Annotated in this window: 22 protein-coding genes; 21 read left to right on the top strand and 1 reads right to left on the bottom strand. The window is 55.3% G+C overall.

The genetic code is table 11. The features are described from left to right. Positions 1-30 precede the first annotated feature (30 nt). Genes pxpB through nei form a run of 7 tightly spaced genes read left to right on the top strand, consistent with a single transcriptional unit; the run spans position 31 to position 5,599 of the window. Positions 31-687, top strand: a complete 657-nt coding sequence (gene pxpB, locus IB226_RS18010; RefSeq protein ID WP_192236629.1) for a 5-oxoprolinase subunit PxpB — start codon at positions 31-33, stop codon at positions 685-687. Beyond that, the gene (pxpC, locus tag IB226_RS18005; protein ID WP_192236628.1) at positions 681-1,613 is read left to right on the top strand and encodes a 5-oxoprolinase subunit PxpC; all 933 of its coding nucleotides are present in this window, start codon (positions 681-683) and stop codon (positions 1,611-1,613) included. The genes pxpB and pxpC overlap by 7 nt, the downstream gene beginning before the upstream one ends. Further along, on the top strand, positions 1,603-2,340 hold the full coding sequence (pxpA, locus tag IB226_RS18000; RefSeq protein WP_101763223.1) for a 5-oxoprolinase subunit PxpA: 738 nt from the start codon (positions 1,603-1,605) through the stop codon (positions 2,338-2,340). The genes pxpC and pxpA overlap by 11 nt, the downstream gene beginning before the upstream one ends. 59 nt (positions 2,341-2,399) lie before the next feature. Continuing rightward, on the top strand, positions 2,400-3,128 hold the full coding sequence (locus tag IB226_RS17995; RefSeq protein ID WP_101763222.1) for a DUF969 domain-containing protein: 729 nt from the start codon (positions 2,400-2,402) through the stop codon (positions 3,126-3,128). Then, positions 3,128-4,144 carry a DUF979 domain-containing protein gene (locus tag IB226_RS17990; RefSeq protein WP_192236627.1) on the top strand — a complete coding sequence of 339 codons (1,017 nt, stop codon included), beginning with the start codon at positions 3,128-3,130 and terminating at the stop codon, positions 4,142-4,144. Before IB226_RS17995 ends, IB226_RS17990 begins: the two co-directional genes overlap by 1 nt. Positions 4,145-4,151: 7 nt before the next feature. Continuing rightward, on the top strand, positions 4,152-4,799 hold the full coding sequence (pcp, locus tag IB226_RS17985; protein WP_101763220.1) for a pyroglutamyl-peptidase I: 648 nt from the start codon (positions 4,152-4,154) through the stop codon (positions 4,797-4,799). 11 nt (positions 4,800-4,810) lie between these two features. Continuing rightward, positions 4,811-5,599: an endonuclease VIII gene (gene nei / locus IB226_RS17980; protein WP_192236626.1), complete on the top strand. Its 789-nt coding sequence runs from the start codon at positions 4,811-4,813 to the stop codon at positions 5,597-5,599. 36 nt (positions 5,600-5,635) lie between these two features. Here the strand turns inward: nei and IB226_RS17975 are convergent, their stop codons facing one another. Further along, positions 5,636-6,919, bottom strand: a complete 1,284-nt coding sequence (locus IB226_RS17975) for a citrate synthase (RefSeq protein ID WP_008107361.1) — start codon at positions 6,917-6,919, stop codon at positions 5,636-5,638. A 636-nt stretch (positions 6,920-7,555) separates the two neighbouring features. Between IB226_RS17975 and sdhC the strand changes: the two genes are divergently transcribed. The 14 genes from sdhC (at position 7,556) to tolQ (ending at position 22,237) form a co-directional block, all read left to right on the top strand. Beyond that, a complete protein-coding gene (gene sdhC / locus IB226_RS17970) occupies positions 7,556-7,945 on the top strand; it encodes a succinate dehydrogenase cytochrome b556 subunit (protein ID WP_101763218.1) in 390 nt (129 codons plus the stop codon). Next, complete coding sequence (sdhD, locus tag IB226_RS17965) at positions 7,939-8,286, top strand: succinate dehydrogenase membrane anchor subunit (protein ID WP_049850912.1); 348 nt, start codon at positions 7,939-7,941, stop codon at positions 8,284-8,286. The genes sdhC and sdhD overlap by 7 nt, the downstream gene beginning before the upstream one ends. Continuing rightward, on the top strand, positions 8,287-10,053 hold the full coding sequence (gene sdhA / locus IB226_RS17960; protein ID WP_101763217.1) for a succinate dehydrogenase flavoprotein subunit: 1,767 nt from the start codon (positions 8,287-8,289) through the stop codon (positions 10,051-10,053). Between the two features lie 14 nt (positions 10,054-10,067). Beyond that, a complete protein-coding gene (locus IB226_RS17955) occupies positions 10,068-10,784 on the top strand; it encodes a succinate dehydrogenase iron-sulfur subunit (protein ID WP_007890649.1) in 717 nt (238 codons plus the stop codon). A gap of 207 nt (positions 10,785-10,991) precedes the next feature. After that, positions 10,992-13,799: a 2-oxoglutarate dehydrogenase E1 component gene (sucA, locus tag IB226_RS17950; protein WP_110865741.1), complete on the top strand. Its 2,808-nt coding sequence runs from the start codon at positions 10,992-10,994 to the stop codon at positions 13,797-13,799. 15 nt (positions 13,800-13,814) lie between these two features. Next, positions 13,815-15,041: a 2-oxoglutarate dehydrogenase complex dihydrolipoyllysine-residue succinyltransferase gene (gene odhB, locus IB226_RS17945; protein ID WP_101763215.1), complete on the top strand. Its 1,227-nt coding sequence runs from the start codon at positions 13,815-13,817 to the stop codon at positions 15,039-15,041. A gap of 60 nt (positions 15,042-15,101) precedes the next feature. After that, positions 15,102-16,268 (top strand): ADP-forming succinate--CoA ligase subunit beta, encoded by a 1,167-nt coding sequence (sucC, locus tag IB226_RS17940; RefSeq protein ID WP_007890646.1) that lies wholly within the window; start codon positions 15,102-15,104, stop codon positions 16,266-16,268. Continuing rightward, the gene (gene sucD, locus IB226_RS17935; protein ID WP_110865742.1) at positions 16,268-17,143 is read left to right on the top strand and encodes a succinate--CoA ligase subunit alpha; all 876 of its coding nucleotides are present in this window, start codon (positions 16,268-16,270) and stop codon (positions 17,141-17,143) included. Before sucC ends, sucD begins: the two co-directional genes overlap by 1 nt. A gap of 663 nt (positions 17,144-17,806) precedes the next feature. Continuing rightward, entirely contained in the window at positions 17,807-19,378 is a 1,572-nt protein-coding gene (gene cydA, locus IB226_RS17930; RefSeq protein ID WP_101763213.1) for a cytochrome ubiquinol oxidase subunit I, read from the top strand. An 11-nt stretch (positions 19,379-19,389) separates the two neighbouring features. After that, positions 19,390-20,529: a cytochrome d ubiquinol oxidase subunit II gene (gene cydB / locus IB226_RS17925; protein ID WP_192236625.1), complete on the top strand. Its 1,140-nt coding sequence runs from the start codon at positions 19,390-19,392 to the stop codon at positions 20,527-20,529. Positions 20,530-20,544: 15 nt separating this feature from the next. Continuing rightward, positions 20,545-20,658: a cytochrome bd-I oxidase subunit CydX gene (cydX, locus tag IB226_RS17920; protein ID WP_007890642.1), complete on the top strand. Its 114-nt coding sequence runs from the start codon at positions 20,545-20,547 to the stop codon at positions 20,656-20,658. Beyond that, positions 20,658-20,951: a cyd operon protein YbgE gene (gene ybgE, locus IB226_RS17915; protein WP_110865743.1), complete on the top strand. Its 294-nt coding sequence runs from the start codon at positions 20,658-20,660 to the stop codon at positions 20,949-20,951. Before cydX ends, ybgE begins: the two co-directional genes overlap by 1 nt. Before the next feature lie 198 nt (positions 20,952-21,149). Continuing rightward, entirely contained in the window at positions 21,150-21,554 is a 405-nt protein-coding gene (gene ybgC, locus IB226_RS17910; RefSeq protein WP_192236624.1) for a tol-pal system-associated acyl-CoA thioesterase, read from the top strand. Beyond that, positions 21,551-22,237 carry a Tol-Pal system protein TolQ gene (tolQ, locus tag IB226_RS17905; RefSeq protein WP_101763210.1) on the top strand — a complete coding sequence of 229 codons (687 nt, stop codon included), beginning with the start codon at positions 21,551-21,553 and terminating at the stop codon, positions 22,235-22,237. Before ybgC ends, tolQ begins: the two co-directional genes overlap by 4 nt. The last annotated feature ends 12 nt before the right edge of the window (positions 22,238-22,249 follow it).

Here is a 22,249-nt window from a genome sequence, read left to right as displayed (position 1 = left end):
ACATGTAAGACTTTTACCAGGAGGTTGTTTTTGCAACGAGCACGTTGTTATCTGCTAGGTGAGCGCGCTGTGGTGCTGGAACTGGAGCCACCGGTTTCGTTGACCAGCCAGCAGCGCATCTGGGGATTGTGTCAGCGACTGCAGAAAAACGAGCAGGTTGAGGAAGTGATTCCTGGCATGAACAACCTGACGTTGCTGCTGCGCGATCCGCAACGCAATGCATTGGACGCGATTGAGCGTTTGCAGCGTTGGTGGGAAGAGAGCGAAGCGCAGCTGCCGGAATCGCGCCGCGTCGAGATTCCAGTTGTGTACGGCGGCGCAGGCGGGCCGGATCTGCTGGAGGTGGCGGAGCGCGCCAACATGACGCCCAGGCAAGCGGTAGAACTGCACAGCAGCATCGATTATGTGGTCTATTTTATCGGCTTTCAGCCTGGTTTCCCTTATCTCGGTGGCCTGGATGAGCGTTTACACACGCCACGCCGCGCTGAACCGCGCGTACTGGTGCCGAGCGGCTCGGTGGGCATCGGCGGCAGCCAAACCGGCATCTATCCCTTAGCCGCGCCCGGCGGCTGGCAACTGATTGGTCATACGCCGCTCAGCCTGTTCGACCCGCTTCAGCATCCGCCGACACTGTTACGCCCCGGCGATAGCGTGCGTTTTGTGCCGCAGCAGGAGGGCGTATGTTGAAAATTCTCCGCGCGGGCATGATGACCTCGCTGCAAGACCACGGCCGCACCGGCTTCCGCCAATATGGCATCAGCGTGGGCGGCGCGCTCGATCAACCGGCAATGCGCACCGCCAATATGCTGGTGGGCAACCCCGAGCAGAGCGCAGTGCTGGAAATCGTGCTGGGACAATTTAAAACGCAGTTTACGCGCGATGGCTGGTTTGCATTGACGGGCGCGGGCTGCAATGCCGATCTGGATGGCAAACCGGTCTGGACCGGCTGGCGTCTGCCGGTGAAAAAAGGGCAGGTGCTGACGCTGGCAACGCCAACGCGCGGCATGCGCAGCTATCTGGCGGTCAACGGTGGTTTTGCCGTGCCGGACATGCTCGGTTCGGTCAGTACCGATCTCAAGGCAGCGTTTGGCGGCTGGCAGGGACGTAAACTGCAGGATGGCGACGAGCTGCCGTTGGGTAAACCGACGCGCGACTTCAAAGATAAAGCCGGCGTGCGTCAACTGCTATGGGGCAACCGCATCCGCGCCTTAGCGGGCCCTGAATATAACGAGTTCTCGCGTGAGGCGCAGCAGGGTTTCTGGCGCAGCCCGTGGAAGCTCAGTCCGCAAAGTAATCGCATGGGTTATCGCCTGCAGGGACGTCAACTGCATCGCGATGCGACGCGCGATTTGCTGTCGCACGGTTTAGTGCCCGGCGTGGTACAGGTGCCGCCCAATGGTCAACCGATTGTGTTGATGGCGGATGCACAAACCACCGGCGGCTATCCGCGCATTGCCTGCATCATCGAAGCCGATCTCTATCATCTGGCGCAAATTCGTCTCGGCGAACCGATTCACTTTATCCACTGCGCGCTGGAAGACGCGATTCACGCCAAACAGCATCAACAACGTTCCTTCGACCAAATAGCCTGGGGATTGGCCCATGAAGATTGATCTTAACGCCGATCTCGGCGAAGGCAGCGCCAGCGATCGGGAGCTGCTGACGCTGGTGAGTTCAGCCAATATCGCCTGCGGCTTCCACGCCGGTGATGCGCAAACCATGCTGCAATCGGTGCGCTGGGCGAAAGCGTCGGGCGTGGCGATTGGCGCACATCCGAGTTTCCCCGATCGGGAAAACTTTGGCCGTACCGCTATGCAGCTGCCGCCGGAAACGGTGTATGCGCAGATGATCTACCAGATTGGTGCGCTGAAGAGCATTGCCGAGAGCGAAGGCGAACGGCTGGTACACGTCAAGCCGCACGGCATGCTGTACAACCAGGCGGCGGGCGATCCGCAACTGGCGGATGCCATCGCGCGCGCGGTAAAAGCCGTGGATAGCGGATTGATTCTGGTCGGATTGGCGGGCAGCGCGTCGATTGCGGCGGCGGCGCATCATGGTCTGCGCACCCGCGAAGAGGTGTTTGCCGATCGCGGCTATCTGGCGAGCGGGGCGTTAGTGCCACGCAGCCAGCCGCAAGCGATGATTGAAGATGCCGAACAGGCGCTGGCGCAAACGCTGGCGATGGTGCAGCAGCGTCAGGTGCAGAGCATCAGCGGAGAATGGGTCAAGGTTAACGCCGAAACCGTCTGTTTACACGGTGATGGCGCACATGCGCTGCAGTTCGCCCGCACGCTGCGCGCGGCATTTGCGACCAGTCAGATTGCGGTCACCAGCGCATAACGTTTTTACTCATTGCCCGGCATCACGCCGGGCTTTGTCTTTTCACATAAGGGAACAACATGGATAACGTGGTAAACCTCTGGCCGCTGCTGGGCATTGCCGCCATCATTCTGGGTTTTGTGCTGCGCTTTAACCCGGTGCTGGTGGTGATTGTGGCGGGCTTCGTCACCGGGCTGGCAGCGCATCTGCCGCTGGCAGACATTCTGGAAAAGCTCGGCTCTGGCTTCCTCAATACGCGTAATCTGCCGCTGATTCTGCTGCTGCCGCTGGCTGTTATCGGTTTGCTGGAGCGTCATGGCCTGAAAGAGCGGGCGCAAAGCTGGATTGCGCAGATCAAAACCGCCACCGCCGGCCGCTTGCTGATCGTCTACCTGTTTGTACGTGAAGCCACCGCCGCGCTGGGCTTAACCAGCCTGGGCGGGCATCCGCAGATGGTGCGTCCGCTGCTGGCGCCGATGGCCGAAGGTGCCACAGAAAACCGCTACGGTGACGTCCCGCCAGACGTGCGCCATCGTCTGCGCGCCATGTCTGCAGCGACCGATAACGTCGGTCTGTTCTTTGGCGAGGATATCTTCGTTGCCTTTGGCGCGATTATCTTCATGCATAACTTTATGCAGGAATCTGCCGGTATCAGCACCGAACCGCTGCATATCGCGCTGTGGGGCATTCCTACCGCGCTCTGTGCTTTCCTCATTCATTCAGCTCGTCTGGTGCGTCTCGATCGCCAGCTGTCGCGTGAACTGGGCGCGTTAAACCAGCAGGCGCTGAACGCCAAAGGAGCGAAGTAATGTTCCAGCAACAATATTTAATGTGGCTGGCAGGGGTGATCCTGCTGGTGGTTGCCGTGCTTTCATGGCGTGACAGCGCTAACCCGCGCCGTTTTACCACCGGTCTGTTCTGGGCACTGTATGGCCTGATTTTCCTGATTGGCGACGGTGCTTATCAGCTGATGGGACAATGGGCGGGCGATGCGGAACTGGGCCGCCGCTGGTTGCATATCGGCGTGGGCGTGGCCGTGGTGTTGATGGCGCTGATTGCCGGTTTCGGCGGCGTGCGTCTGGGGCGTTATCATCAGCGCAGCGATGAGCAGAAACAGGAAAGTGCTAAACGTATGCACAACAAACTGTTCCTGCCAGCGCTGGCGATTCCACTGGTGACGGTGATTGGCGTGCTGGCGTTTAACCATATTCCCGGTTTGCAGGATACGGTGTTTGGTCCCGGCAATCACGCCACGCTGGTGACGCTGTTCTCCATGATGATTGGCTGCCTGCTGGGCTGGCTGATTGCGTTGAAAATCACCCATGAAAAGCCGCTGCAGTCGATGCAGGAAACCCGTCGCCTGCTGGATGCGGTCGGTTGGGCGTTTATTCTGCCGCAGATTCTGGCCACGCTTGGCCTGCTGTTCACCAGCGCCGGTGTCGGCACGGCAATTTCGCATCTCACCGAACAGTATCTGGCGGTAGATAATCGCCTGATTGCCGTCGCGGTGTATGCGGGTGGCATGGCATTGCTGACCATGGTGATGGGCAATGCGTTTGCTGCCTTCCCGATTGTCACCGCCGGCATTGGTATTCCGATTCTGGTGCTGCAGCACGGCGGCAATCCGGCGGTAATGGCGGCGATTGGGATGTTCTCCGGCTATTGCGGCACGTTGATGACGCCAATGGCGGCCAACTTCAACATCGTGCCGGCGCGCCTGCTGGAGCTGCCGGACCGCAACGCGGTGATCAAGGCTCAGGTGCCAACCGGTGTGCTACTGTTGGTAGTGAATATTTTCCTGCTCTACTTCCTGATGTTCTTGTGAGGTTGCAATGAAAACGGTGTTAATGACGGCGTTTGAGCCTTTTGGTGGCGAAAACATCAACCCTTCGTGGGAAGCGGTGCGCACCTTCGACGGCAAAGAGATCGCCGGTGCACGCATTGTGGTACGCCAGCTGCCGGTGGTATTTGCCACTTGCGGTGAAGTGCTGACGCGCGCGCTGGAGGAGATTCAACCCGACCGCGTGTTGTGCGTCGGGCAAGCCGGCGGCCGCGCCGATATTACCGTTGAACGCGTTGCGATCAACGTGGATGACGCGCGCATACCGGATAACAACCAGCAGCAACCGATCGATCAGCCCATCGAGGCGGATGGCCCGGCGGCTTATTTCTCCACGCTGCCGATCAAAGCGATGGTTGCCGCGCTGCGTGAAGTGGGTGTGCCGGCCTCGGTATCGCAAACCGCCGGCACCTTCACCTGTAACCACGTGATGTACAGCCTGCTGCACTGGATCCACACCACCAACAGCAAGGCGCGCGGCGGTTTTGTTCATATCCCGTATATGCCGGAACAAGCGGTGCACCATCCCGGCGTGGCCAGCATGGCGACTGCAAGCGTGATTCAGGCGCTGGAAACCTCGCTGCAGGTGATCCTAAGTACCGAAAATGATATCCGCGTCGTCGGTGGCGCTACGCATTAAAAGGAGTTGTTATGCCTGAGGGACCGGAGATCCGCCGCGCGGCGGATCAGCTGGCAGAGGCAATGGTCGGCAAACCCCTCACCGATGTGTGGTTTGCCTTTCCACAGCTGAAAACCTACGAACCGGCGCTGATGGATGCCACCATCAACGCCTTCGAAACGCGCGGTAAAGCGCTGCTCACCCACTTCTCCAATGGTTTGACGCTCTACAGCCACAATCAGCTGTACGGCGTGTGGCGCGTGGTGCCAACCGGTACGCAACCGAATACCACACGTCAGCTGCGCGTGCGGCTCGCGACGGCGGATAAAACCATTTTGCTGTATAGCGCGTCGGATATTGAGCTGCTCAACGCCGATACTTTAGCTGCGCATCCGTTTTTGCAGCGCGTGGGCCCGGATGTGCTGGATGCCAGCTTAACGGTGGAAGAGGTGCGCGAGCGTTTGCTGTCGCCGCGTTTTCGTCGTCGCCAGTTCAGCGGCTTGCTGCTTGATCAGGCCTTTTTAGCCGGCCTCGGCAATTATCTGCGCGTGGAGATTTTGTGGCATGCCGGATTGCTGGCGTCGCATCGGGTGCAGGACCTCAGCGAACAGCAGCTGACGGCGTTAAGTGAGGCGATGCTGGCGGTGCCGCGTTTGTCATACGAGATGCGTGGCAGTATGAAGAAGTATCATGAAGAAGCAGCGTTTCGCTTCGAGGTGTTTCATCGGCAGGGGAAAAAGTGTCGGCGGTGCGGCGCGGTGGTTGAGAAGGGCGTGCTGTCATCGCGGCCGTTTTACTGGTGCCCGGGATGCCAGTTGTAGCGCTATAAAAAAGGCGGCCAGATGGCCGCCTTTCTCTTATTTATCCAGCGCCGAGGTGAATGGACGCTCGGTGTAACCGGTATAAAGCTGACGCGGACGGGCGATTTTCATGCCTTCGTCGTGCATCTCTTTCCAGTGTGCAATCCAGCCCACGGTGCGCGCCATCGCGAAGATAACGGTAAACATGGAAGACGGAATGCCCATCGCTTTCAGGATGATGCCTGAATAGAAATCGACGTTTGGATAGAGTTTACGCTCGATGAAGTACGGGTCGTTCAGCGCGATGTGTTCCAGCTCCATCGCCACTTCCAGCAGATCATCTTTCATGCCCAGTTCGTTCAGCACTTCGTGACAGGTATCGCGCATCACGGTGGCACGTGGATCGTAGTTTTTGTACACGCGGTGGCCGAAGCCCATCAGACGGAACGAATCGTTCTTATCTTTCGCACGTTTAACAAACTCAGGGATGTGATCAACGGTGCTGATCTCTTCCAGCATGCGCAGTGTCGCTTCGTTGGCACCGCCGTGCGCCGGTCCCCACAGTGAAGCGATACCGGCGGCGATACAGGCAAACGGGTTCGCGCCTGAAGAGCCTGCGGTACGGACGGTAGAGGTTGAAGCGTTCTGCTCATGGTCGGCGTGCAGAATCAGAATACGGTCCATCGCGCGTTCCAGCACTGGATTCACTTTGTACTCTTCGCACGGCGTGGCGAACATCATGTGCAGGAAGTTACCGGCATAAGAGAGATCGTTGCGCGGATACACAAACGGCTGGCCAATCGAGTACTTGTAGCACATCGCTGCCATGGTCGGCATTTTCGACAACAGGCGGAACGCAGCGATTTCACGGTGACGTTCAATGTTGACGTCTAATGAGTCGTGATAAAACGCTGCCAGCGCACCGGTCACACCACACATTACTGCCATTGGATGCGAATCGCGGCGGAAGCCGTGGAACAGTCGGGTGATTTGCTCGTGAATCATGGTGTGGCGGGTAACGGTGGTGCGGAACTCTTCAAACTGGGCTTGGGTCGGGGCTTCGCCATTTAACAGGATGTAACACACTTCAAGATAGTTAGAGTGGGTTGCCAGCTGATCAATCGGGAAACCGCGGTGTAACAGAATACCTTCGTCACCATCAATAAAGGTGATTTTAGATTCGCAGGACGCCGTAGAGGTGAAGCCGGGATCGAAGGTGAACAGGCCTTGTGAGCCAAGGGCGCGGACATCAACTACATCTTGTCCCAGCGTGCCTTGCATCACGTCCAGTTCAACAGAAGTATTATCTTGTAGGGTTAGCGTCACTTTTTTATCTGTCATTATTTCGTCTCCATAGCGCCTTTAAGGTAAGGATCTTAGACACCAGAATAGCCATGTTGTTACGTAAAACCACAATCTTCACAGCATCACTCTGCGGTAACGTTGGTCGTGCAGGGTTACAGAGTAAATGCTGAACTGGGCCATTCGGTGGCGTCGGGGCATGACATGCTGCACATCGAGGATGTTAAAGTTCCTGTCACGACATAACTTCTTGGTAACCAATAACCTGATGCTTTGTGTTACTTGTATTGGCAATGTTACATAACTTGAGCTTAGGGGAAAGTGTATCCCCATAACTTTTGTGCATCATAGGACTTTAATGCGATTGTTTGTAACTGAAATGTTGATCTTTTGTCAAATCAGATAATTAAAAATGTATGAATTGTGAAATTCGTGAGACTGATCACTGTTCAGCCTAAATGTGACCAAAGAGATTGTAGGGGAATTGTAATCAGAATGTGATCCTCCTATACTGCGGCCAGGTCTCCGGAACACCCTGACACCAGGAGCCACCCAGCGTTTTACCCGCTTTATTTAACACTGGATGTTGCTATTTTGGTGGCGGTTGCAGTCTGAACACACGCTGTGTCTCTGATGCAACTCAGGACCGGAGGAAGCAAAATAAAAAAGAGCTGTGTGGGCAAAACCGTGAAAAAACAAAGACCTGTTAACTTGGATCTCTCGACGATCCGGTTTCCCGTTACTGCAATATCGTCCATTCTCCACCGCGTCTCCGGCGTGATCACCTTTGTCGCTCTCGGAATTCTGCTCTGGTTACTGGGTCTCTCTCTCTCCTCTCCAGAAGGTTTCCAGCAAGCGGCATCCATCATGGATAGCTTCTTCGCCAAATTCATCATGTGGGGCATTTTAACTGCGCTGGCGTATCACGCTGTGAGCGGTATTCGCCATATGTTGGCTGATTTTGGTGTAACAGCAGAAACCCTGCAGGTGGGAACCCGTTCCGCGCAAGCGGCTTTTGTTATCACTGTCGTGCTCTCAATTTTGGCTGGAGTCCTCGTATGGTAAGCAATGCTTCTGCATTAGGACGCAACGGTATCCATGACTGGCTGTTACTGCGTGCTGCTGCAATCTTAATTACGCTCTATATTCTCTACATCCTCGGTTTTGTCGTGATGACAGGCACGCTGACGTATGACGTCTGGCATGGCTTCTTCTCGTCCGCCTTCACTAAAGTGTTCACCATGTTGACGCTGTTCTCGATTCTGATCCACGGCTGGATTGGAATGTGGCAGGTGCTGACTGACTACGTGAAACCTGTTGCAACCCGTTTGTTGCTGCAGTTTGTGATTGTGGTTGCGCTGTTGTCATATGCGATTTATGGAACCGTTGTTGTGTGGGGTGTGTAAATGAGTTTGCCAGTCAGAGAATTTGATGCCGTGGTGATCGGCGCGGGTGGCGCAGGAATGCGCGCCGCTCTGCAAATCTCCCAATCGGGCCAGACTTGTGCCCTGTTATCCAAAGTATTCCCAACCCGTTCCCATACCGTATCGGCGCAGGGCGGTATTACCGTTGCGCTGGGTAACACCCATGACGATAACTGGGAATGGCACATGTACGACACCGTCAAAGGTTCCGACTTTATCGGCGACCAGGACGCGATCGAATATATGTGTCATGTCGGTCCGGAAGCGATCCTGGAACTGGAACATATGGGATTGCCGTTCTCCCGTCTGGATGATGGCCGGGTGTATCAGCGTCCGTTTGGTGGTCAGTCGAAGAATTTCGGCGGTGAGCAGGCGGCGCGTACCGCAGCTGCGGCCGACCGTACCGGCCACGCCTTGCTGCATACGCTGTATCAGCAGAACCTGAAAAACAAAACCACCATCTTCTCCGAATGGTACGCGCTGGATCTGGTGAAAAACGAAGACGGCGCGATTGTCGGCTGTACGGCTATCTGCATGGAAACCGGCGAAACCGTCTATTTCAAAGCCAAGGCCACTATTTTGGCGACCGGCGGCGCGGGCCGTATTTACCAATCCACCACTAACGCCCACATCAACACCGGTGACGGCGTTGGCATGGCGCTGCGCGCCGGCGTGCCGGTGCAGGATATGGAAATGTGGCAGTTCCACCCAACCGGTATTGCCGGTGCGGGCGTGCTGGTCACCGAAGGTTGCCGTGGTGAAGGCGGTTACCTGCTGAATAAGCACGGTGAACGCTTCATGGAACGTTATGCGCCGAACGCCAAAGATCTGGCGGGTCGTGATGTGGTTGCGCGTTCGATGATGGTGGAAATCCGTGAAGGTCGCGGTTGCGATGGCCCCTGGGGTCCGCACATCAAACTGAAACTCGACCATCTCGGTGCCGAAGTGCTGGAGTCGCGTCTGCCTGGCATCCTTGAGCTGTCGCGTACCTTTGCCCACGTTGACCCAATTAAAGAACCGATTCCGGTGATCCCAACCTGTCACTACATGATGGGCGGCGTGCCGACCAAAGTGACCGGCCAGGCGCTGCGCGTGAATGAGCAGGGCCAGGATGAGGTGATTCCGGGTCTGTTCGCCGTCGGTGAAATCGCCTGCGTATCGGTTCATGGCGCTAACCGCCTCGGCGGCAACTCGCTGCTCGATCTGGTGGTGTTCGGTCGCGCAGCTGGTGTGCATCTGCTGGAGTGTATTGAAGAGCAGGGCGAACTGCGTGAAGCCACGCCGGAAAATATCGATGCAGCGATGGCGCGCTTCAACCGCTGGGAAAATAACACCACCGGTGAAGATCCTGTCGAAATCCGTAAAGCGCTGCAGCGCTGCATGCAGAACAACTTCTCGGTGTTCCGCGATGGCGATGCGATGCGTGAAGGTCTGGAAGAGCTGAAAGTGATTCGTGAGCGTCTGAAATCAGCGCGTCTTGATGACCGTTCGCCAGACTTCAACACCCAGCGTATCGAGTGCCTTGAGCTGGATAACCTGATGGAAACCGCTTACGCCACCGCTGTTGCCGCCAACTTCCGTACCGAAAGCCGTGGTGCACATAGCCGCTTCGACTTCCCGGACCGCGATGATGAAAACTGGCTGTGCCACAGTCTCTATGTTCCGCAGACGGAAAGCATGACGCGCCGTGAGGTGAACATGCAACCGAAACTGCGTGCGGCCTTCCCGCCGAAAGCGCGTACCTACTAATTGCGGAGATCATCATGAGACTCGAATTTTCAATCTATCGTTACAACCCGGAAGTCGATGCCAAGCCGCGCATGCAGGAGTACACCCTGGAGTCGGAAGATGGTCGCGACATGATGCTGTTGGATGCGCTGATCCGTCTGAAAGAGAAAGACCCTACGCTGGCTTTCCGTCGCTCTTGCCGTGAAGGCGTGTGCGGTTCAGATGGTCTGAACATGAACGGTAAAAATGGTCTGGCGTGTATCACGCCGATCTCTGCGCTGGGCAACGGTTCGAAGAAAATTGTTATCCGTCCACTGCCAGGTTTGCCGGTGATCCGCGACCTCGTGGTAGACATGGGACAATTCTATGCACAGTATGAGAAGATTAAGCCTTTCCTGTTGAATAATGGGGAAAATCCACCGGCGCGCGAACATTTACAGAGCCCAGCCGAGCGTGAGCATCTGGACGGTTTGTATGAGTGTATTCTCTGCGCCTGTTGCTCAACGTCGTGCCCGTCGTTCTGGTGGAATCCGGACAAGTTTGTCGGTCCGGCTGGCCTGCTGGCCGCTTACCGTTTCCTGATCGACAGCCGCGACACGGAAACCAATGCGCGTCTCGACAATCTCAACGATGCTTTCAGTGTTTTCCGCTGTCACAGCATCATGAACTGTGTGAGCGTGTGCCCGAAAGGCCTAAACCCAACGCGCGCCATCGGCCATATTAAGTCGATGCTGCTGCAACGCGGGGCGTAACAGAAAAAGTCACTCTCCGGGAACCTGAGTTCCCGGATGTTTACGGAAGCCTCTATAAGCGCGGTGCTGACCACGCTTATAAAGGTTCCCTTACGAGCCAGGCGCCGGTAGCGCACAGGTTCGTATCGCTGAACTCACTACGGCAAGCCGCGTAAGCGGTAAAAAATGAAACCTCATAAAAAGCAGATTAATGCTTAAGGGATCACAATGCAGAACAGCGCGATGAAACCCTGGCTGGACTCCTCCTGGCTGGCCGGCGCGAACCAATCTTACATAGAGCAGCTCTATGAGGATTTCCTGACCGATCCTGACTCAGTTGATGACATGTGGCGCGAGCTGTTCCAACAGCTGCCGGGCACTGGCGTGAAACCTGAGCAATTTCACTCCACCACGCGTGACTACTTCCGCCGCCTGGCTAAAGACGCTACGCGTTACACATCAACCGTGACCGATCCGGCAACCAACTCCAAACAGGTAAAAGTGCTGCAGCTGATTAATGCGTTCCGCTTCCGCGGCCATCAGCATGCAAACCTCGATCCGCTTGGCCTGTGGAAACAGGACACGGTAGCCGACCTCGATCCGGCTTATCACGATCTGACCGACGCCGATTTTCAGGAAAGCTTTAACGTAGGCTCTTTTGCTATCGGCAAAGAGACCATGAAGCTGGCCGATCTGTTTGCGGCGCTGCAGCAGACTTACTGTGGCTCGATTGGTGCTGAGTACATGCACATCAACAACACCGACGAGAAGCGCTGGATTCAGCAGCGTCTGGAATCGGTGGTGGGCCACGCGTCTTTCAGCAGTGACGAGAAAAAAGGTTTCCTGAAAGAGCTGACCGCGGCAGAAGGCCTGGAAAAATATCTGGGTGCAAAATTCCCGGGTGCGAAGCGCTTCTCGCTGGAAGGCGGCGATGCACTGGTGCCTATGCTGCGCGAGATGATTCGTCACGCGGGCAAGAGCGGTACGCGCGAAGTGGTGCTGGGTATGGCGCACCGCGGTCGTCTCAACGTACTGATCAACGTATTAGGTAAGAAGCCGCAGGATCTGTTCGACGAGTTCTCCGGTAAGCACAAAGAACACCTCGGCACCGGCGACGTGAAGTACCACATGGGCTTCTCGTCTGACGTGGAAACCGAAGGCGGCTTAGTGCACCTGGCGCTGGCGTTCAACCCGTCACATCTGGAAATCGTAAGCCCGGTAGTGATGGGTTCGGTGCGTGCGCGTCTGGATCGTCTGGCTGAGCCAAGCAGCAACAAAGTTCTGCCTATCACCATTCACGGTGATGCCGCTGTTATTGGTCAGGGCGTGGTGCAGGAAACCCTGAACATGTCGCAGGCGCGTGGCTACGAAGTGGGCGGTACCGTTCGCATCGTGATCAACAACCAGGTTGGTTTCACCACCTCCAACCCGAAAGATGCGCGCTCTACGCCGTACTGTACGGATATCGGCAAGATGGTGCTGGCACCGATTTTCCACGTTAACGCGGACGATCCGGAAGCCGTAGCCTTTGTGACTCGCCTGGCGCTGGATTATCGCAACACCTTTAAACGTGATGTCTTCATCGACCTGGTGTGCTATCGCCGTCACGGCCACAACGAAGCCGACGAGCCAAGTGCAACGCAGCCGTTGATGTACCAGAAAATCAAAAAGCATCCGACGCCGCGTAAACTCTATGCCGATCAGCTGGAAAGCGAAGGCGTAGCGACCAGCGAAGATGCCACCGAGATGGTCAATCTCTATCGCGACGCGCTGGATGAAGGCGAATGCGTGGTGCCAGAGTGGCGTCCGATGAGCCTGCACTCATTCACCTGGTCGCCGTATCTGAACCACGAGTGGGACGAAAGCTACCCGGCAACAGTGGAACTGAAACGCCTGCAGGAACTGGCGCGTCGCATTAGCAGCGTACCGGAATCGGTAGAAGTGCAGTCTCGCGTTGCCAAGATCTACAACGATCGTAAAGAGATGGCCGAAGGCAACAAAGCGTTCGACTGGGGCGGTGCAGAAAACCTCGCCTATGCCACGCTGGTTGACGAGGGGATTCCGGTGCGTCTTTCCGGTGAAGATACCGGTCGCGGGACCTTCTTCCACCGTCATGCGGTAATCCACAACCAGACCAACGGCTCAACCTACACGCCGCTGCACCATGTCCATAACGGCCAGGGTCAGTTCAAAGTGTGGGATTCCGTGCTGTCTGAAGAAGCGGTACTGGCTTTCGAATACGGTTATGCCACCGCAGAACCGCGCGTGCTGACCATCTGGGAAGCGCAGTTCGGCGATTTCGCCAATGGCGCGCAGGTCGTGATCGACCAGTTCATCAGCTCCGGCGAACAGAAATGGGGCCGTATGTGTGGCCTGGTCATGTTGCTACCGCACGGTTATGAAGGCCAGGGTCCTGAGCACTCCTCAGCGCGTCTGGAGCGTTATCTGCAACTCTGTGCTGAACAGAACATGCAGGTGTGCGTGCCTTCTACGCCAGCGCAGGTTTACCACATGCTGCGTCGTCAGGCGCTGCGCGGTATGCGCCGTCCGCTGATCGTCATGTCACCGAAATCACTGCTGCGCCATCCGCTGGCGATTTCCAGCCTGGAAGAGTTGGCCACAGGCAGCTTCCAGCCAGCGATTGGTGAGATCGACGATCTCGATCCACAACAGGTAAAACGCGTGGTGCTGTGTTCGGGCAAGGTTTATTACGATCTGCTGGAGCAGCGTCGTAAAAACGAGCAGACCGACGTGGCCATCGTGCGTATCGAACAACTCTATCCGTTCCCGCACAAAGTCGTGCAGGACGTATTGAAAAACTATGCTCATGTGCAGGATTTCGTGTGGTGTCAGGAAGAGCCGCTGAATCAGGGCGCATGGTATTGCAGTCAGCATCATTTCCGCGAAGTGGTTCCATTTGGTGCGTCACTGCGTTATGCAGGCCGTCCGGCTTCTGCTTCACCGGCCGTGGGCTACATGTCCGTACATCAAAAACAGCAGCAAGACCTGGTTAATGACGCGCTGAACCTTGGTTAATAAAAAGGAAAGAAAATGAGTAGCGTAGAAATTCTCGTTCCCGATTTGCCTGAATCCGTAGCGGACGCAACGGTTGCAACCTGGCACAAAAAACCTGGCGACTCTGTGAGCCGCGATGAAGTACTGGTAGAGATTGAAACTGACAAAGTGGTTCTGGAAGTGCCTGCTTCAGCGGATGGCATCCTGGAAGCCGTGCTGGAAGAGGAAGGCGCTACCGTCACTTCTCGTCAGATTCTGGGCCGTCTGAAAGAGGGCAACAGCGGCGGGAAAGAGACTGCGGCCAAAGCGGAAAGTAACGAATCTACACCGGCACAGCGCCAGACCGCTTCGCTGGAAGAAGAGAGCAACGATGCGCTCAGCCCAGCGGTACGCCGCCTGATTGCTGAAAACAACCTCGATGCCAGCCAGATCAAAGGCACCGGCGTTGGTGGCCGTCTGACGCGTGAAGATGTGGAAAAACATCTGGCGAAGAAAGCTGACGGTGGCAAAGCTGCACCGGCTGCCGCGCCAGCCGCTGCTGCACCGCAGGCCGCTGTGGCTAACCGCAGCGAAAAACGCGTACCGATGACGCGTCTGCGTAAGCGTGTTGCCGAGCGTCTGCTGGAAGCGAAAAACAGCACCGCGATGTTGACCACGTTTAACGAAATCAACATGAAGCCAATCATGGATCTGCGCAAGCAGTACGGCGATGCGTTCGAGAAACGTCACGGCGTGCGTCTGGGCTTCATGTCCTTCTACATCAAAGCGGTAGTGGAAGCGCTGAAACGCTTCCCGGAAGTTAACGCGTCTATTGATGGCGAAGATGTGGTTTACCACAACTATTTCGATGTGAGCATTGCGGTTTCTACCCCGCGTGGTCTGGTTACGCCGGTGCTGAAAGATGTTGATGCACTGAGCATGGCCGACATTGAGAAGAAAATTAAAGAGCTGGCGGTGAAAGGCCGTGACGGCAAGTTGACGGTTGAAGAGCTGACCGGCGGTAACTTCACCATCACCAACGGTGGTGTGTTTGGTTCGCTGATGTCTACGCCAATCATCAACCCGCCGCAGAGCGCGATTCTCGGCATGCACGCCATCAAAGATCGCCCAATGGCGGTTAATGGTCAGGTTGTGATTCTGCCAATGATGTATCTGGCGCTCTCTTACGATCACCGTTTGATTGATGGTCGTGAATCCGTTGGCTATCTGGTGGCGGTGAAAGAGATGCTGGAAGATCCAGCTCGCCTGCTGCTGGACGTCTAATTTCGCCGGGCGCGCGGTGTTAAGGCGCGCCCAAACTCATACCTGAATGGATAGAACATCATGAATTTACATGAATACCAGGCGAAGCAGCTGTTTGCACGCTATGGCATGCCAGCACCGACAGGCTACGCCTGCACCACGCCACGTGAAGCTGAAGAAGCCGCGTCTAAAATTGGCGCAGGTCCGTGGGTAGTGAAATGTCAGGTTCATGCCGGTGGCCGCGGTAAAGCGGGCGGCGTGAAAGTGGTGAACAGCAAAGAAGACATTCGTGCTTTTGCTGAACACTGGCTGGGCAAACGTCTGGTGACCTATCAAACTGATGCGCACGGTCAGCCGGTAAACCAGATTCTGGTTGAAGCCGCGACGGATATCGATCAGGAGCTGTATCTGGGTGCGGTTGTTGACCGTGCTACCCGTCGTGTCATCTTCATGGCTTCGACAGAAGGCGGTGTTGAGATTGAGAAAGTGGCAGAAGAAACGCCACACTTGATCCACAAGATGGCGCTCGATCCATTAGCGGGTCCACAGCCGTATCAGGGCCGCGAGTTGGCGTTCAAACTCGGCCTGACCGGCAAGCAAGTTAGCCAGTTCACCAAAATCTTCATGGGCCTGGCGACCATGTTCCTTGAGCGCGATCTGGCGATGGTTGAGATCAACCCGCTGGTGATCACCAAGCAGGGCGATCTGATCTGCCTCGACGGCAAACTGGGCGCGGACGGTAACGCACTGTTCCGTCAGCCGGAACTGCGTGAAATGCGCGATCCGAGCCAGGAAGATCCACGTGAAGCCCACGCAACGCAGTGGGAACTGAACTACGTTGCGCTGGATGGCAACATCGGCTGTATGGTGAACGGCGCCGGTCTGGCGATGGGCACCATGGACATCGTGAAACATCACGGTGGTGAGCCAGCAAACTTCCTGGACGTTGGCGGCGGCGCAACCAAAGAGCGCGTCACCGAAGCCTTCAAAATCATTCTGTCTGACGATGCAGTGAAAGCCGTGTTCGTTAACATCTTCGGCGGTATTGTGCGTTGCGACCTGATCGCAGACGGCATCATCGGTGCCGTGGCAGAAGTGGGTGTCAACGTGCCGGTTGTGGTACGTCTGGAAGGTAACAACGCCGAGCTGGGCGCTAAGAAATTGGCGGACAGCGGTCTGAACATCATTGCAGCAACCAGCCTGACAGACGCTGCACAGCGTGTTGTAGCTGCAGCGGAGGGTAAATAATGTCCATTTTGATCGACAAAAACACCAAAGTCATTTGCCAGGGTTTCACCGGTGGTCAAGGGACGTTCCACTCTGAGCAGGCGCTGGCTTACGGTACGCAGCTGGTTGGCGGTGTAACGCCAGGCAAAGGCGGCACCACGCATCTCGGCCTGCCGGTGTTCAACACCGTACGTGAAGCAGTAGAAGCCACCGGCGCAACCGCCACCGTGATCTACGTTCCAGCGCCGTTCTGCAAAGACGGTATCCTGGAAGCGATCGATGCGGGCATTAAACTGATCATCACTATCACCGAAGGTATCCCAACGCTGGATATGCTGACCGTGAAAGTGAAGCTGGATGAAGCTGGCGTGCGCATGATCGGCCCGAACTGCCCAGGCGTGATCACGCCAGGCGAATGTAAGATCGGTATCATGCCAGGCCACATTCACCAGCCAGGCCGCGTAGGTATCGTATCGCGTTCAGGTACGCTGACTTATGAAGCCGTTAAGCAGACCACTGACATCGGCTACGGCCAGTCAACCTGCGTAGGTATCGGTGGTGACCCGATCCCTGGCTCTAACTTCATCGATATTCTGAAATTGTTCCAGGAAGATCCACAGACCGAAGCGATCGTGATGATCGGTGAGATCGGTGGTAGCGCGGAAGAAGAAGCAGCAGCTTACATCAAAGCCCACGTGACCAAGCCGGTTGTCGGCTACATCGCCGGTGTGACTGCACCGAAAGGCAAACGTATGGGCCACGCAGGCGCCATCATTGCCGGTGGTAAAGGTACCGCTGATGAGAAATTTGCTGCGCTGGAAGCGGCCGGTGTGAAAACCGTACGCAGCCTGGCAGACATTGGTGACGCGGTTAAAGCGGTTTTACCACTCAAATAAGCCAATACAGACTGACAATGAAAAGCCACCTTCGGGTGGCTTTTTTTTGGTAATAACCCGCCTGAAAGAGAGGGAAAAAAGCGCAACGGCTTCAAAAAATTGCGGCTATGCTTACTCTCTCATCAAGGTAAAGAAGGGAAAAGGCGCTGGATTTTTGTCAAGCAATTGGCGTGCGACTTTCCAAAATGAGGTTAAATAATTGCGGAAAAGGTAATTATATTCTTAATAATATGATGATGTTGTGACATCTAATTAACAACCACTGTAACACTACATATCTGGAAATTTATTGTCTTAATCTAGATCAATAATTGGCGACTTATAGGAAACTTTACCGCTAGCAAAAGGCCGACTAACCGGTATAAATTGCGCTGCATCAATTCAGTCTTCGTCATAATTTATCAGGAGTTTGTGCCAGGCGTTGTTATATCAATTCTGCCGCCTCCTCGTGTTACTCCTGCTTTAAATTGACTGAAAAGATCGATTTTTAAGGGAATTTTATCACTGTTACTCGCTCTCTTCGGGCAACAGCTTTCTCTGTTCTATCAGTAACAAAACTGGAATCAATAATCAGTCGTTCCTGAATCTTGTTCTGCGCGTCAATGTCTGTTGTTTGCCGTTGTCATCCGCAGGGGAAATTCATGCGAGGAGCAAGGAGTCATCATGTTAGATATTGTCGAGCTGTCGCGTTTACAGTTTGCCCTGACGGCGATGTACCATTTCCTGTTCGTGCCATTAACGCTGGGTATGGCGTTTTTATTGGCGATCATGGAAACGGTATATGTCCTGACGGGGAAACAAATTTATAAAGATATGACCAAGTTCTGGGGCAAGTTGTTTGGTATCAACTTTGCACTCGGCGTGGCTACCGGCCTGACCATGGAATTCCAGTTCGGTACCAACTGGTCATATTATTCACACTATGTCGGCGATATCTTCGGTGCGCCGCTCGCCATCGAAGGTTTAATGGCGTTCTTCCTCGAATCCACCTTTGTTGGCCTGTTCTTCTTCGGCTGGGATCGCCTCGGTAAGGTGCAACACCTTGCGGTGACCTGGCTGGTGGCGCTCGGTTCGAACATGTCCGCGCTGTGGATTCTGGTGGCGAACGGCTGGATGCAAAACCCCATTGCATCGGAATTCAATTTCGAAACCATGCGTATGGAGATGTTGAGTTTCTCCGAGCTGGTGCTGAACCCGGTTGCGCAGGTGAAGTTTGTCCATACCGTGGCCGCCGGTTACACCACGGGCGCGATGTTCATCCTTGGTATCAGCGCATGGTATCTGCTGAAAGGGCGCGACATTGCTTTCGCTAAACGCTCTTTCGCCATCGCAGCCAGTTTCGGTATGGCGGCGATTCTGTCAGTGATCGTACTGGGTGACGAATCCGGTTATGAAATCGGTGACGTGCAGAAAACCAAACTGGCGGCAATTGAAGCGGAATGGGAAACCCAACCGGCTCCGGCTGCGTTTACGCTGTTTGGTATTCCGGATCAGGAGACGCAGGAGAACAAATATGCGATTCAGATTCCGTATCTGCTCGGCCTGATCGCCACGCGTTCAGTGGATACGCCGGTCACCGGTTTGAAAGAGCTGCTGGCACAACATGAAGTGCGTATTCGTAATGGCATGAAAGCCTACGCGCTGCTGAACGAACTGCGTGGTGGCAGCAAAGATCCTGAGGTGCGCAGCCAGTTTGAAGCCAGCAAACAGGATCTCGGTTATGGCCTGCTGCTGAAGCGCTATACGCCGGATGTGGCTAACGCCAGCGAAGAGCAGATTCAGAAAGCGACACAGGATTCGATCCCACGCGTTGCGCCACTGTACTTCGCCTTCCGCATCATGGTGCTGGGCGGTGTGCTGATGCTGGGCATTATTGCGCTCTCCTTCTGGAGCGTGATTCGTAACCGCATCGGTAAGTCCCGCTGGTTACTGAAAGCCGCGTTGTACGGCATTCCATTGCCGTGGATTGCGATTGAAGCGGGTTGGTTCGTTGCCGAGTATGGTCGCCAGCCGTGGGCAATTGGTGAGGTGCTGCCAACCGCGGTCGCTAACTCCTCATTGACCGTTGGCGATCTGCTGTTCTCAATGACGCTGATTTGCGGTCTCTACACCTTGTTCCTTGTGGCGGAAATGTACCTGATGTTCAAGTTCGCGCGCCTCGGTCCAAGCAGCCTGAAAACCGGCCGCTATCATCATGAAACGCTGAAGACATCATCTCAGCCGGCGCGTGGATAAGGAGAGCGACCATGTTTGATTACGAAGTATTGCGCTTTGTCTGGTGGCTGCTGATTGGCGTGTTGCTGATCGGTTTCGCAGTCACCGATGGCTTTGATATGGGCGTTGGTATGCTGACGCGCATTCTGGGTCGTACTGATACCGAACGTCGCATCATGATCAATACCATTGCGCCGCACTGGGACGGAAACCAGGTTTGGCTGATCACTGCCGGTGGCGCGCTGTTTGCCGCCTGGCCAATGGTATATGCCGCCGCGTTCTCCGGCTTCTACGTGGCGATGATTCTGGTGCTGGCTTCACTGTTCTTCCGTCCGGTTGGATTTGATTACCGTTCAAAGATTGAAGATATGCGCTGGCGCGGCATGTGGGATTGGGGCATTTTCATCGGCAGCTTTGTTCCGCCGCTGGTGATTGGTGTGGCGTTCGGCAACCTGCTGCAAGGGGTGCCGTTCCATGCTGACGAATATCTGCGCCTCTTCTATACCGGCAATTTCTTCCAGTTGCTGAACCCGTTTGGCTTGCTGGCGGGTGTGGTGAGTGTGGCGATGATCCTGACGCAAGGCGCAACCTATCTGCAGATGCGTACTGCCGGTGAGTTACACGTCCGCAGCCGCAGCACCGCGCAAATCTCGGCGCTTGTAATGATGGTGTGCTTCATTCTTGCGGGTGTGTGGGTGAAATACGGCATCGACGGTTATGTGCTGAAAAGCGTTATCGATCATCACGCGGCATCCAACCCGTTGGGTAAAGATGTAGTGCGTGAAGCCGGTGCGTGGATGGTGAACTTCGAGCAGATGCCAGTACTGTGGCTGTTCCCGCTGTTGGGCGTGGTGTTGCCGCTGCTGACCGTTCTCTGCTCGCGTATCGAGAAGGGCGCTCTGGCGTTTATCTCGTCTTCATTGACCTTAGCTTGCGTGATTATGACGGCCGGGATTGCGATGTTCCCCTTCATCATGCCATCCAGCACCGTGCCGGGCATCAGCCTGACCATGTGGGATGCCACGTCTAGCCTGCTGACGCTGAAAGTGATGACCATTGCCGCCATCATCTTTGTACCGATTATCCTGGCGTACACCGCCTGGTGTTATTACAAGATGTTTGGCCGTATCACCAAAGAACACATTGAGAGCAATACGCACTCCCTGTACTGATTAAGGAGATTGAGCATGTGGTATTTTGCCTGGATTCTTGGCACCTTGCTGGCCTGTGCGTTCGGTGTGATTACGGCGCTGGCGCTGGAGCACGTTGAAGAGAGCAGCGCGAAGGACGAGCAAGTCTGATGCGCACACTGATTCAGACGCTTTATCGTCTGATGGACAAGGGCCCGCTTCGGGCCCTTTCGCTAATCCTCGCGTTGTGGCTGGCGGGCTGTGTCATTTGGCAGCCTTCACGCTTTGCCGCGCGTACCAGTGATTTAGCGATATGGCATGGAATGCTGCTGATTTGGGCCGTTTGTACCGGCGTTATTCACGGCACCGGATTTCGCCCGCAGCGCCTGCGCTGGCAAGCGCTCTTCTCGCCGTTGCCCGCGATGATACTTTTAGTGGCAGGAATTTTCTGGTTCTACTATTAAGTCCAGGCTCAGGACTTAAAAACGCCGCAATTTCAGACGCTGACGTGAGGTTTTGTCAGCGTCCGGTCAAGAAACATCCTATAAATCCTTCCAGTTGTTAACCTGTGATAATTATTTTCTCGCGGCGTCAGCGGACCATTCCCAAGCCGATCTCTCTTGCGTATAGTAGCAACGTTTAAAATGAGACCGGGATGTAGAGTGAGTACAACGCTGTTTCGCTGGCCGGTTCGTGTCTATTACGAAGACACCGATGCCGGTGGTGTGGTTTACCACGCCAGTTATCTTGCTTTCTATGAACGAGCACGTACCGAAATGTTGCGCCAGCACCATTTCAATCAGCAGGTCCTGTTGGAAGAGCAGGTGGCTTTTGTGGTACGACGCATGACGATCGATTTTGTTGCGGCTGCACGTCTGGACGATCTTTTGGAAATTCAAACAGAAGTGACCTCAATGACGCGTGCAACGATGACGTTCTTGCAGCGTATCGTGAATGCAGAAGGCAAAGTGCTAAATGAAGCAGAAGTCCTGATTGCCTGCATCAACCCACATCTAATGAAGCCAATTGCGCTTCCCAAGTCTATTGTCGCGGAGTTCAAGCAGTGACTGACATGAATGTTCTTGATTTGTTCCTGAAGGCGAGCCTTCTGGTCAAACTTATCATGTTGATTTTGATCGGCTTTTCTATTGCCTCATGGGCGATCATTATTCAGCGTACGCGCATTTTGAATGCGGCGGGGCGCGAAGCCGAAGCGTTTGAAGATAAGTTCTGGTCGGGTATCGAGCTGTCACGCCTGTATCAGGAAAGCCAGGGACGCCGCGATGAACTGAGCGGATCTGAGCAAATTTTCTATTCGGGTTTCAAAGAGTTTGCGCGTTTGCATCGTGCTAATAACCATGCGCCAGAAGCGGTCGTTGAGGGCGCAAGCCGTGCGATGCGTATCTCCTTCAATCGTGAACTGGAAACGCTGGAAACTCACATTCCTTTCCTTGGCACCGTTGGCTCCATCAGTCCGTATATCGGTCTGTTTGGTACGGTGTGGGGGATCATGCACGCCTTTATCGCCCTCGGTGCGGTAAAACAGGCCACGCTGCAGATGGTTGCACCGGGTATTGCCGAAGCGTTGATCGCGACCGCAATCGGTCTGTTTGCGGCCATTCCTGCCGTTATGGCGTACAACCGTCTGAACCAGCGCGTTAACAAGCTGGAACAGGGCTACGACAACTTCATGGAAGAGTTCACGGCTATCCTGCATCGTCAGGCTTTCTCCACCGACAACACGAAGTAAGTCGAGGTTTAC

Source organism: Pantoea sp. PNT03, from assembly GCF_014852515.1.
Lineage (GTDB): Bacteria > Pseudomonadota > Gammaproteobacteria > Enterobacterales > Enterobacteriaceae > Pantoea > Pantoea leporis.
Note: the sequence above shows the minus strand (reverse complement) of the source record. Positions and strands in the feature narration are given on the sequence as shown.

Excerpts from the sequence above, each read along its gene's own strand:
- pxpC (WP_192236628.1), top strand. The coding sequence starts at position 681 with ATGTTGAAAATTCTCCGCGCGGGCATGATGACCTCGCTGCAAGACCAC.
- pxpA (WP_101763223.1), top strand. The coding sequence starts at position 1,603 with ATGAAGATTGATCTTAACGCCGATCTCGGCGAAGGCAGCGCCAGCGAT.
- IB226_RS17995 (WP_101763222.1), top strand. The coding sequence starts at position 2,400 with ATGGATAACGTGGTAAACCTCTGGCCGCTGCTGGGCATTGCCGCCATC.
- IB226_RS17990 (WP_192236627.1), top strand. The coding sequence starts at position 3,128 with ATGTTCCAGCAACAATATTTAATGTGGCTGGCAGGGGTGATCCTGCTG.
- pcp (WP_101763220.1), top strand. The coding sequence starts at position 4,152 with ATGAAAACGGTGTTAATGACGGCGTTTGAGCCTTTTGGTGGCGAAAAC.
- nei (WP_192236626.1), top strand. The coding sequence starts at position 4,811 with ATGCCTGAGGGACCGGAGATCCGCCGCGCGGCGGATCAGCTGGCAGAG.
- IB226_RS17975 (WP_008107361.1), bottom strand. The coding sequence starts at position 6,919 with ATGACAGATAAAAAAGTGACGCTAACCCTACAAGATAATACTTCTGTT.
- sdhD (WP_049850912.1), top strand. The coding sequence starts at position 7,939 with ATGGTAAGCAATGCTTCTGCATTAGGACGCAACGGTATCCATGACTGG.
- sdhA (WP_101763217.1), top strand. The coding sequence starts at position 8,287 with ATGAGTTTGCCAGTCAGAGAATTTGATGCCGTGGTGATCGGCGCGGGT.
- IB226_RS17955 (WP_007890649.1), top strand. The coding sequence starts at position 10,068 with ATGAGACTCGAATTTTCAATCTATCGTTACAACCCGGAAGTCGATGCC.
- sucA (WP_110865741.1), top strand. The coding sequence starts at position 10,992 with ATGCAGAACAGCGCGATGAAACCCTGGCTGGACTCCTCCTGGCTGGCC.
- odhB (WP_101763215.1), top strand. The coding sequence starts at position 13,815 with ATGAGTAGCGTAGAAATTCTCGTTCCCGATTTGCCTGAATCCGTAGCG.
- sucC (WP_007890646.1), top strand. The coding sequence starts at position 15,102 with ATGAATTTACATGAATACCAGGCGAAGCAGCTGTTTGCACGCTATGGC.
- sucD (WP_110865742.1), top strand. The coding sequence starts at position 16,268 with ATGTCCATTTTGATCGACAAAAACACCAAAGTCATTTGCCAGGGTTTC.
- cydA (WP_101763213.1), top strand. The coding sequence starts at position 17,807 with ATGTTAGATATTGTCGAGCTGTCGCGTTTACAGTTTGCCCTGACGGCG.
- cydB (WP_192236625.1), top strand. The coding sequence starts at position 19,390 with ATGTTTGATTACGAAGTATTGCGCTTTGTCTGGTGGCTGCTGATTGGC.
- cydX (WP_007890642.1), top strand. The coding sequence starts at position 20,545 with ATGTGGTATTTTGCCTGGATTCTTGGCACCTTGCTGGCCTGTGCGTTC.
- ybgE (WP_110865743.1), top strand. The coding sequence starts at position 20,658 with ATGCGCACACTGATTCAGACGCTTTATCGTCTGATGGACAAGGGCCCG.